Raw genomic sequence first — 10735 nt, forward strand, 5'->3', positions numbered from 1 at the left:
GCGTCGTCCCGCAGCGCGGCGACGGCGGCGCGCACCCGGGCGATCTCCGTGACGACGTGCCCGGCCCGGCGCCGCAGCACCGGATCGGTCAGCGCGTCGAGCGCAGCCACGGTGTCGACCTCGCGCAGACTCGTCACGCCGAGCCGGCGCGCGGCCTCCTCGACGTCGCGGCGCCGCTGCCCGTACGGCCCGTCGACGAGGCGGTGCGGCGCGTCCGTGTCGACGACGAGCAGCGCCAGGCCGTGCGATTCCAGGTCGATCGGGATGTGCTCGACCGCTCCGGTCGCGCAGTCCAGCAGCAGTGCACGACCGGCCCGGCCGCGCAGCGCGATCTGCTGGTCCATGCCGCCGGTGGGGGCGCCGACACAGTCGTTCTCGGCCCGCGTGCAGGCGGCGGCGAGGGCGGCCCGGCCGGCATCGTCGACCGGCAGCCCGTACAGCTCGGCCAGGGCGAGGGCGACGGCCGCCTCGAGTGCCGCCGAGCTGGACAGGCCCGCCCCCACCGGCACGTCGGAGGCGATCGCGACGTCGACGCCCGCGAACCCGGGCGGGTCGAGCGTGTGAATCACCCCGGCGACGTAGGCGGCCCAGCCGCCGGTGCGTCCTTTGGGCGGCTGGAGCAGCCCAAAGGACGCACCGGCGAAGCCCTCGCTGACGAGCCGCACCGTCCCGTCGTCGCGGCGACGCACCGCCGCCGCCGTGACCTGCGGCAGCGCCAGGGGCAGGCACAGCCCGCCGGCGTAGTCGACGTGCTCACCGATCAGGTTGACCCGGCCCGGCGCGCACCACACCCCCTCCGGTACCCCACCGAACTCCCGGGCGAACTCGGCCGCCGCGGCCGCGCACACCTTCATCCGGCGAGCTCCCGCAGTCGCGCCGCGATGCGTTCGGCGGAGGTGTCGCTGATCCATACACCCATCGCGGACTCCGAGCCGGCCAGGTACTTGAGCTTGTCGGCGGCGCGGCGCAGCGAGAAGATCTGGCAGAACAGACGACCGTACGGTCGCTCGTCGCCGACCGGCGCCTGGTGCCAGGCCGCGATGTAGGGGACGCGGTCCACGCCGTCGAAGAACAGGTCCACGCGGCGCAGCAACTCCCGGTAGGCCACCGCCAGCTCGTCGCGCTCGGGGTCGTCGAGGGCGGCGAGGTCCGGCACGTCGCGATGCGGGGCGAGGTGCACCTCGATCGGCCACCGCGCCGCGGCCGGCACGTAGGCGGTCCACCGCCGCCCGGACCACACGATGCGCGTGCCCGCCCGGCGTTCGGCCTCGAGCACGTCGCGTTGCAGCAGCCGGCCCGTCGCGGCGTGGTGCGCGCGGGCCCGCTGCACCAGCCCCTGCGACCGCGCCGGCAGGAACGGGTAAGCATAGATCTGCCCGTGCGGATGTTGAAGCGTCACACCGATTTCCGCGCCCCGGTTCTCGAAGCAGAACACCTGCCGCACGTCGGGGGCGGCCGAGAGTTCGGCGGTGCGGTCGGCCAGCGCATCGAACACCGTGCGGACCCGCGCGACGCTCAGGTCGGCGAACCGGGCGTCGTGGTCGGCGGTGAACGCGACCACCTCGCAGCGGCCCGTCGCGGGTCGTCGCGGCCACAGCGGGTCGCCGTCCACCGGACCGGCGACGGCGCCACCCGGCCCGAGGGCCGGGAAGCGGTTCTCGAACACCACCACGTCGTAGTCGTCGGCGGGGATCTCGGTGGCGGCCCGGCCCGGACGGGTGGGGCACAGCGGGCAGTCCGCGGGGTCCGGCAGGAAGGTGCGGTCCATGCGGTGCGACGCGGAGACCACCCACTCCCCCGTCAGCGGGTCGAAGCGGAGTTCGGACGCGGCCCCGGCCGACGGTAGCCGCCGCGTGTCGTGCCGCTCCCGCACCGCGCCACCACCGACGTACGGCTCGGTGTCGTCGAAATAGAACAGTTCCCGGCCGTCCGCGAGGCGCGTCGCGGTCCGTCGCACCCGCCCGGCCACGGAAAACCTAGGCGTCCTGCAGTCCCAGGTCCTGCAGGCCCAGCAGGTAGCGGTACTCGACGCCCTCCGCGGCGATCACCTCGCCGGCACCGGTGGCCCGGTCGACGACGGTGGCGACACCCACGACCGTCGCGCCGGCGTCGCGCAGGGCCTTGACCGCGGTGAGCGGAGAGTTGCCCGTGGTGGTCGTGTCCTCGACCACCAGGACGCGCTTGCCGAGCACGTCGGGACCCTCGATCTGCCGCTGCATGCCGTGCGCCTTGGCGGCCTTGCGGACGACGAACGCGTCGATCGGGCGGCCGGCGGCGTGCATGACCGCGAGCGCCACCGGATCGGCACCCATGGTGAGGCCGCCCACGGCGTCGAAGTCCCAGTCGGCGACCAGTTCCCGGATGAGCTTGCCGATCAGCGGGCCGGCCCGGTGGTGCAGGGTGGCGCGGCGGAGATCCACGTAGTAGTCGGCCTCTTTGCCGGACGACAAGGTCACCTTGCCGTGCACCACCGCCAGTTCGCGAACCAGCGCAGCCAACTCCTCGCGATCACTCATCGCAACCCCTCACCGTCTCTCGTTCCACGCCGCGCCCCGAGGGCGCCGGCGACGACGAGCCTAGTCGGGGTCCGACGGTCAGGCCGCGACGGTGTCCGATCCGCCGGTCGGCGCGTCCGATCCGCCGGTCGGCGCGTCGCCTCCGGGGGCGGAGGCGGGAGCCGTCGCGACGGGCTCAGGCGGGGCCACGGCGGTGGGGGCGGGCGGGGCGGCGACCTCGAACAGCGGGACGGGTCCGACCGCGGCGAGGCGCGCGAACACCGAGGCCGGGAAGGTGGTGGTCGCGGTGTTGATGGCGCGGCCGAGGTCGTTGTGGACGCGGGCGGCCCCGGCGATGCGCTGCTCGCGGGTCTGCAACTCGCGGGCGACGCGGATGAACGGCCAGTGGTTGACGCCGTCGAGGACGCCGATCAGGTCGTGCAGGGCCGCCGACAGGGTGTTCTCGGCCGCGGCCCGCTCGCCCAGGGGCAGCCGCTGGTCGCGCATGGCGATTGCCAGGGAGCGGGCTCCGACGACGGGGCTGAGCCGGCTGCGGTCCATGCCGGCGCCGGCGGAGGCCGCGACGAGGGCGGGCACCTGGTCGTAGCGGTCGTCGAGTTCGTTGGTCAGCAGCCGCAGGCTGTCGCGGTGGCGCATCTTCAGCACCCGGAGGCGGCGGACGGCGGCGCGCGTCCACAGCAGCAGTACCACCACGACCGCAACGACAATCACAAGAGCCACAGACGTCACAGGGCGAAATCTACCGCGGGCCCGCGGGGGCGCCCGAGTCGCGACGCGCCGTGTCGGCGCGCCGTGTCCGGACCGTTACCTGCGCTGGGCCTACGTCCGTCCCCGGCCGCGGCCGACCAGGTTGGTCGCCCTGCGCACCAGGTTCTTCGGGACGAGCCGGCCCACCGTCGTGAGCACCTTGTACTGCAGGCCCGGAATGCTGATCACCTTGCCGGCCTCGAGGTCGGCGAGGGACGTGCGCACCACCGTGTCCACGTCGAGCCACATCAGTTCCGGGATCGAGCTCATCTCGATCCCGGCCCGCTCGTGGAACTCGGTGTGCACGAAGCCGGGGCACAGCGCCTGCACCCGCACCCCGGTGCCGGCGAGGCCGCCGGCCAGTCCCTCGGTGAACGAGACGACGTAGGCCTTGCTCGCCGAGTACGTCGAACCCCGCCCGGAGAGCAACCCGGCGACGCTGGCGACGTTGACGATGCTGCCCCTGCCTGCCGCGATCATCGGCGGCAGCGCGGCCCGGGTCAGCTGCATCACGGCGGTGACGTTGACGTCGAGCTGCGACTGCAGCAGAGCGGGGTCGGCGGTCCAGAATTCGCCGGACGTACCGAACCCGGCGTTGTTGACGAGCATCTCCACGCCCTCGGCGAGGCGCCGCGCGACGGAGGCGCGGCCGTCCTCGGTGGCCAGGTCTGCGGCGAGGACCTCCGAGGTGGTGCCGAAACGCGACGTCAGTTCGTCGGCGAGGGACCGCAGGCTCTCCTCGCGACGGGCGACGAGCACGAGGTCGTACCCCTTGCCGGCGAGCGCGCGCGCGAAGCCTGCGCCGATGCCGGACGTGGGGCCGGTGATCAGGGCGACGGGCCGGGTGGCAGCGGAAGTCATGGGCTAAAGCTAGCGCAGCGCGCCGGCCGCTTCCGGTGACGCGGTGGGCTCAGTGCCGCGCGGAGGGGCGGCCGGGGTCGTGCGCGACCCGGTCGAGTTCCTGCGGCTCCACGATCGGGGGCAGCACGTGCAGGATCCCGGAGAGCCGGGCGACGGTCTCGATGGCCGAGTCCCATTCCCGGCCGGTGCTGCCCACGGGGATCGAGCCGAGGGTCCATTCGCCCTCGCTCCACAGCATCTGCACGTGCGGCGGGATCGACTCGGTGTAGGCGACCATGCGCTGGTCACAGATGCGGCGGGCGATCTCGAGGTCGGTGGCGAACACGATGCGCGGACCGATGGCGCCGAGCAGGTTCATGTCCGAGTCCTTCGGCGGCGGCGTCGACTTCAGGCGCAGGTCGATGTCGACGTCGGAGCCGACCTTGCGGCGCACCGCGACGATCGTCGCGGTCTCCTCGATGTCGAAGAGGATGAACTCCTCGCCACGGCGGATGCCGTGGACCACGTCCACCGCGCCGAGATACTCCTGCTTGGCCAGGGCCGCCCGGTGCCAGTGCCCGGGCAGGGTGTCGTCGGCGGCGCTGTACTTGTAGCCCTGGGCGCGCGCCCAGATCTCGCGCACGCGGCCGGACTGTTCGCGGCGCGTGCGGTCGATGTAGAGCAGCACCAGCGCACCCGCGAGTGCGATCGCCGCCAGTCCGAACCACATAACCGTCATCGAGGGTCAGCCTATCGCGTTCTAGTTGCCCGGACCGCCGAAGGACGGCAGGGACGCGCTGACCACAGTGTCGGCGATCATCTCCCCGTCCCGCAACGGCGAGCCCTGCGCGACGACCGAGTCGCCGACCCGCAGCGCCGACGGATCGGAGCCCGCGAGCGACATGATCTGCGTCTCGGGCGTGAGCCGCACGGTGACGCTCGAGCCGCCCATGCCGCTGAGCGTGAGGGAGGTGCCGTCGTTGGCGGTGATCGTGCCGACGACGGTGCCGGCCGCGCCGATGACGTCGCCGAGCCCGCCGGGCAGCTGCTCGAACGGCAGGCCGGGCACGGCCGGGTCGGTGGTGGGCGCGGGCGTCGTGGGCGCGGGCCGGGGCACCGTGGTCGTGGTGGTCGGGGCCGCCGCGCTGCGCTGCTGCGGGTCGTCGCCGCTGCCGCCGCTGAGCAGATAGCCGCCGAAGCCGGCCAGCACGATCAGCGCCACCGCGGCGAGCAGGATCAGGCCCCAACGGCGCCGCCGGGGCGGCTTCGCGTCGAGCGCCGGGTACTCGCCGGTGTGCGGCGGGGTGGGTGGCGCCGCCCCGTACTGCTGGGTGTGCGGGTACTGCTGCGCCGACGTGTACTGCTGGGTCGGCGCGTACTGCTGGGTCGGCGCGTACTGCGGCTGGGGCCCGTAGGAGCCGGGCTGCTCGAACGCCTGCGTCGGGTTGGGCGGCGCCGCCGTCGGATCGAACCGGGGGTCGTACGCCGGGTAGACCAGGGTGGGGTTGGCGGGCGGACGGCCGTACGCCTCGGTCGGGTCGGCGGTGTGCAGGACCCGGGTGTCGTCGGCGTCCGGGTCGGTGCGGCCGGTGCCCGTCGCGCGCGCGTCGTCCGCACGCCCCTCGTCGAGCGAGTAGGCGCGCTCCTGGGGGGTGCGCGGATCGTGCGGGTTCGTCATGGTCCCTCCAGGTTAGGCGCTGCGCGCCGGTGCGTCCTTTGGGCTGGCACAGCAGCCCAAAGGACGCACCGGCGGCGTCAGGCGCCTATCACGAGGTGGTCGCCGTCGTCGCTGACGCCCACCGAGACGGTGTCGCCGTCCTTGATGTCCCCGGCCAGCAGCTTCTTGGCGAGCTGATCGCCGATCGACTGCTGGATGAGCCGGCGCAGCGGACGCGCACCGTACTGCGGGTCGTAGCCCCGCACGGCGAGCCAGAACCGGGCCGAGGTCGACACGTCGAGCGCGAGCCGCCGGGCCGCTAGACGCCCGGCCAGCTGCTCGAGCTGGATGTCGACGATCTGCTCGAGCTGCTCCTCGGTCAGCGAGTGGAAGATCACCACGTCGTCGAGCCGGTTGATGAACTCCGGCTTGAACGCCGCCCGCACCGCCGCCATGATGTGCTCCCGGTCGCCACCCGCACCGAGGTTCGAGGTGAGGATCAGGATCGTGTTGCGGAAGTCGACGGTGCGGCCCTGCCCGTCGGTGAGCCGACCGTCGTCGAGCACCTGCAGCAGCGTGTCGAACACGTCCGGGTGGGCCTTTTCGACCTCGTCGAACAGCACCACCGAGTAGGGGCGGCGACGCACCGCCTCGGTGAGCTGGCCACCCGACTCGTAGCCGACGTAGCCCGGAGGGGCGCCGACGAGCCGCGCGACGGAGTGCTTCTCGCTGTACTCGGACATGTCGATCCGCACCATGGCGCGTTCGTCGTCGAACAGGAAGTCCGCCAGCGCCTTCGCCAGCTCGGTCTTGCCGACGCCGGTGGGGCCGAGGAACAGGAACGAGCCGGTGGGCCGGTTCGGGTCGGCGACGCCCGCCCGCGAGCGGCGCACCGCGTCCGACACGGCCTGTACGGCCTCGTCCTGGCCGACGACCCGCTTGCCGAGCTCGGACTCCATGCGCAGCAGCTTGGCGGTCTCGCCCTCCATCATGCGGCCGGCGGGGATGCCGGTCCAGGCGGCGACGACGTCGGCGACGTCGTCCGGGCCGACCTCCTCCTTGAGCATGACGTCGCCGTCGGAGGCGGCTCCGGACGCGGCGGCGGCCTTCTCCAGTTCCTTCTCCAGCTGCGGGATGCGGCCGTAGCGCAGCTCCGCGGCCTTGCCGAGGTCACCGTCGCGTTCGGCGCGTTCCTCCTCGCCGCGCAGCGCCTCGAGTTGTTCCTTGATTCCCCGCACCGAATCGATGGCGGTCTTTTCGTTCTGCCAGCGGGTGGTGAGCTGGTTCAGCTTCTCGCGTTCGTCGGCGAGTTCGGCGCGCAGCTTCTCGAGCCGGTCCTTGGAGGCCTCGTCGGTCTCCTTCTGCAGCGCCATCTCCTCGATCTCGAGGCGACGGACGATGCGCTCGACCGAGTCGATCTCCTCGGGGCGCGAGTCGATCTCCATGCGCAGCCGGGACGCGGCCTCGTCGACGAGGTCGATGGCCTTGTCCGGCAGGAACCGGGAGGTGATGTACCGGTCGGAGAGGGTGGCGGCGGCGACGAGCGCGGAGTCGGTGATGCGCACGCCGTGGTGCACCTCGTACCGCTCCTTGAGCCCGCGCAGGATGCCGACGGTGTCCTCCACGCTCGGCTCGCCGACGAGCACCTGCTGGAAGCGGCGTTCGAGGGCGGCGTCCTTCTCGATGTACTTGCGGTACTCGTCGAGGGTGGTGGCGCCGACGAGGCGCAGCTCGCCGCGGGCGAGCATGGGCTTGATCATGTTGCCGGCGTCCATCGCCGATTCGCCGGTCGCGCCGGCGCCGACGATGGTGTGCAGCTCGTCGATGAAGGTGATGATCTGCCCGGCCGATTCCTTGATCTCGTCGAGCACGGCCTTGAGGCGTTCCTCGAACTCGCCGCGGTACTTGGCGCCGGCGACCATCGACCCGAGGTCGAGCGCGATGACGGTCTTGCCGCGCAGGGACTCGGGGACGTCGCCGGCGACGATGCGCTGGGCGAGGCCCTCGACGATGGCGGTCTTGCCGACGCCGGGCTCGCCGATGAGCACGGGGTTGTTCTTGGTACGCCGGCTCAGCACCTGGACGACGCGACGGATCTCGTTGTCGCGGCCGATGACCGGGTCGAGCTTGCCCTCCCGGGCGCGGGCGGTGAGGTCGGTCGAGTACTTCTCGAGCGCCTGGTAGGTGCCCTCGGGGTCCGGGCTGGTCACGCGGGCGCTGCCGCGGACGGTGGTGAACGCGTCGCGCAGCGCGGCGGGGGTGGCGCCGTGCCCGACGAGGAGCTTGGCGACGTCGGAATCGCCGCCGGCCAGGCCGACGAGCACGTGCTCGGTCGAGACGTACTCGTCGTCGAGTTCGGTGGCGAGGTGCTGCGCGGCGGTCAGGGCGGCGACGGCCTCCCGGCCGAGTTGCGGCGTGGTGGTGGCGCCGGTGGCGCTGGGCAGCCGGTCGACGAGTGTCTGCGCCTCCCGGTGCACGACGGTCGGGTCCACGCCGACGGCCTTGAGCAGCGGCGCGGCGATGCCGTCGGTCTGGTCGAGCAGCGCGACGAGCAGGTGGGCCGGACGGATCTCCGGATTGCCCGCAGCGGACGCGGACTGCATGGCAGCCGTCATCGCCGCCTGGGTCTTGGTGGTGGGATTGAACGAGTCCACTGCGAACCCCTTCCCTTCATTGAGCGAGCCGGTATCAATTCTGCACCCGCCAGCCTCCCGCCGCGGGCGTTCGCATGCTTCAACGGCCCCAAAGTTGAGTTTGTTCCGCTCAACTTTATCGAGTCGTGTGACCTGCGGCACATCGCGGGGGTCATCGAGCCGCTCGACGTCGATTGTGGCCGAAACACCGCCGCGGGACTACAGTGGCGGCCGACCAGCAGAGACGGCGAGCGGGAGGGTGCGTGGAGGCCTTCGCCGTCGCCCGTGTCCAGCTCAGCTTCGCGTCGATCGTCGCGACCCCCGGCGGCGCCGAGCGCTTCGCCACGGCCTTCTACACCGCCCTGTGGAGCGACACCGTCGGCATCCGCGAGCTGTTCCCCGCGGGAATGGAGACGATGCGGCAGCGGTTCGCGACCGCCGTCGGCTGGGCGATCAACCGGCTCGGCGACCCCGACACCGTCACCGCCTTCCTCACCCAGCTCGGCCGCGACCACCGCAAGTACGGCGTCCGGCCCGACCACTTCCATGCCGCCGGCCGGGCCCTGCACACCGCCGTGCGCGAGTGCACCCCGCCCATCCTGTGGACCGACGCCCTCGACCGCACGTGGTCCGGGGTCATCACCCACGTCGTCGACACCATGGCCGCCGCCGCCGCCGAGGACGACCTGCCCGCCGCGTGGGGCGCCACCGTCGTCGGCCACGAACGGGTGCTGCCCGACCTGGCGATCATCCGGCTCGAGACGGACTCGCCCATCCCGTACCACGCCGGGCAGTACATGAGCGTGCAGATCCCGCAGCGGCCGCACATGTGGCGGTACCTGTCGGCGGCAATCCCCCCGAACCCGTACGGCCAGATCGAGTTCCACGTCCGTCGCGTGTCCGGCGGCTGGGTCAGCCCGGCACTGGTCGGCGACACCTCCGTCGGGGACCGCTGGGTGATCGGGCCGCCGCTCGGCGGCCTGCACGTCGACCGCGACAGCGGTGAGGACGTGCTGATGATCGCCTCCGGCACAGGCCTCGCGCCGCTGCGGGCGCAACTGATGGAGATGGGCATGCGGGGCGACAACCCGCGCGTGCACCTGTTCTTCGGCGGCAAGTACCCCTGCGACCTCTACGACCTGCAGACGCTGTGGCAGCTGGCCACCACCAATCCGTGGCTCACGGTCGTGCCCGTCGTGGAGGAGACCGAGAACCCGTGGTGGCACCCGGTTCCCGTGGAAGATCCGCCGCCGGGCCTGCACCGGACCCTGCACGGCAAGCTGGGAAAGGTGGTCTCACAGTTCGGCTCCTGGGCCGATCGGCAGATCCAGATCGCCGGGTCCCCGTCGATGATCAAGACCACCCTCTACGCACTGTCCGCCGGCGGCACGCCGCGGCAGAACATCAGCTTCGACCCCCTGTAGGCGGCGGGTCACGGCAGCCATTTGTCGGGGCCGAACACCTCGTAACGGATGTTGCCCTCCGGCACGTTACGGGCCAGGAGCGAGGTCCGGACCGACTCCATGAACGGTAGCGGACCGCACAGGTACACCCGGGAATCCGGCCGGATTTCGATCTCGTCCATGTCGATTCGACCGAGCCGGGTGGTGTCGGTAGCCGGCCGAACACCGAGGTCCTCGTACCAGTGGTGCAGTTTCGCGCCGGGCAGCCGGTCGACCAGCTCGACCAGTTCCTGCCGGTGCGCGTGCCGCGACGGCGCCCGGTCGGCGTGCAGCACCGTGACGTAACGGTCGGTTTCGGTGCGCGCGAGATAGTGCAGCATCCCGATGATGGGTGTGCAGCCGATGCCCGCCGAGATCAGCAGCAGTGGGTCGCTGCTGTCGTCGAGCACCAGATCCCCGAACGGCAGCGACACGTCCAGCTCGTCACCCTCGAACACGTTGTGATGCAAGAACACCGACACTTCACCGGCCGGAATCTCCGTCCCGTCCTCGGCCGTGCTCGGTCCGATCGCCTTGACGGTGATCCCCCAACTGGTGCGCTCCGGAGCTCGGGTGAGGCTGTACTGACGGATCTGCCGGGCGCCGTCCGGAAGTCGCACCGCCACCGACACGTACTGGCCGGGCCGGGCCGCCGGCAGCGTCGTCCCGTCCGGATTCGCCAGCACGAACGACACCGTGTCCGGCGACTCCTGGACGCGCCGCGTCACCACGAGACGCTGCCACACCTGTCCCGGCTCCACACCCGCGTCCCGGTAGAGCCCGTCCTCGATCGAAATCAAGGCCCGCGCCATCTCCCAGTACACCTCGTCCCACGCCGCCGCGACCTCCGGCGTGACCGCCTCGCCGAGAACCTCCACGATCGCCTCGAACAGGTGCTTG

Annotated in this window: 10 protein-coding genes; 1 reads left to right on the forward strand and 9 read right to left on the reverse strand. The window is 72.0% G+C overall.

Annotated elements, in window-relative coordinates:
• The 8 genes from CQZ88_RS16440 to clpB all read right to left on the reverse strand — a co-directional run.
• Window positions 1-854: galactokinase family protein (locus CQZ88_RS16440; RefSeq protein WP_102800043.1), on the reverse strand; the 854-nt coding region annotated here is incomplete at its 3' end.
• Window positions 851-1957 (reverse strand): galactose-1-phosphate uridylyltransferase, encoded by a 1107-nt coding sequence (gene galT / locus CQZ88_RS16445; protein ID WP_043796725.1) that lies wholly within the window; start codon window positions 1955-1957, stop codon window positions 851-853. The genes CQZ88_RS16440 and galT, both read right to left, overlap by 4 nt.
• Window positions 1958-1976: 19 nt before the next feature.
• On the reverse strand, window positions 1977-2516 hold the full coding sequence (pyrE, locus tag CQZ88_RS16450) for an orotate phosphoribosyltransferase (RefSeq protein WP_006945331.1): 540 nt from the start codon (window positions 2514-2516) through the stop codon (window positions 1977-1979).
• Between the two features lie 78 nt (window positions 2517-2594).
• Window positions 2595-3227: a LemA family protein gene (locus CQZ88_RS16455; protein ID WP_102800044.1), complete on the reverse strand. Its 633-nt coding sequence runs from the start codon at window positions 3225-3227 to the stop codon at window positions 2595-2597.
• 108 nt (window positions 3228-3335) lie between these two features.
• Window positions 3336-4124, reverse strand: a complete 789-nt coding sequence (locus tag CQZ88_RS16460) for an SDR family oxidoreductase (RefSeq protein ID WP_029545441.1) — start codon at window positions 4122-4124, stop codon at window positions 3336-3338.
• A gap of 49 nt (window positions 4125-4173) precedes the next feature.
• On the reverse strand, window positions 4174-4833 hold the full coding sequence (locus CQZ88_RS16465; RefSeq protein ID WP_029545443.1) for a hypothetical protein: 660 nt from the start codon (window positions 4831-4833) through the stop codon (window positions 4174-4176).
• Window positions 4834-4863: 30 nt separating this feature from the next.
• Window positions 4864-5781, reverse strand: a complete 918-nt coding sequence (locus CQZ88_RS16470) for a DUF5666 domain-containing protein (RefSeq protein ID WP_029545445.1) — start codon at window positions 5779-5781, stop codon at window positions 4864-4866.
• A 77-nt stretch (window positions 5782-5858) separates the two neighbouring features.
• Window positions 5859-8414, reverse strand: coding sequence for an ATP-dependent chaperone ClpB (clpB, locus tag CQZ88_RS16475; RefSeq protein WP_043796703.1), 2556 nt, complete (start codon window positions 8412-8414; stop codon window positions 5859-5861).
• Between the two features lie 242 nt (window positions 8415-8656).
• On the opposite strand from clpB, the gene CQZ88_RS16480 reads away from it, so the two are divergent.
• On the forward strand, window positions 8657-9817 hold the full coding sequence (locus CQZ88_RS16480) for an FAD-binding oxidoreductase (RefSeq protein ID WP_006931236.1): 1161 nt from the start codon (window positions 8657-8659) through the stop codon (window positions 9815-9817).
• Between the two features lie 8 nt (window positions 9818-9825).
• Here CQZ88_RS16480 and CQZ88_RS16485 read toward each other — a convergent pair.
• Window positions 9826-10735: FAD-binding oxidoreductase (locus tag CQZ88_RS16485; RefSeq protein ID WP_258008628.1), on the reverse strand; the 910-nt coding region annotated here is incomplete at its 5' end.

This window comes from Rhodococcus sp. ENV425 (assembly GCF_002887785.1).
In the GTDB taxonomy this organism is placed as follows: domain Bacteria; phylum Actinomycetota; class Actinomycetes; order Mycobacteriales; family Mycobacteriaceae; genus Rhodococcus; species Rhodococcus aetherivorans.

What these genes read in the sequence shown, in the direction of transcription:
- CQZ88_RS16465 (WP_029545443.1), bottom strand. Translation starts at nt 4,833, where the DNA reads ATGTGGTTCGGACTGGCGGCGATCGCACTCGCGGGTGCGCTGGTGCTG.
- CQZ88_RS16470 (WP_029545445.1), bottom strand. Translation starts at nt 5,781, where the DNA reads ATGACGAACCCGCACGATCCGCGCACCCCCCAGGAGCGCGCCTACTCG.
- pyrE (WP_006945331.1), bottom strand. Translation starts at nt 2,516, where the DNA reads ATGAGTGATCGCGAGGAGTTGGCTGCGCTGGTTCGCGAACTGGCGGTG.
- CQZ88_RS16460 (WP_029545441.1), bottom strand. Translation starts at nt 4,124, where the DNA reads ATGACTTCCGCTGCCACCCGGCCCGTCGCCCTGATCACCGGCCCCACG.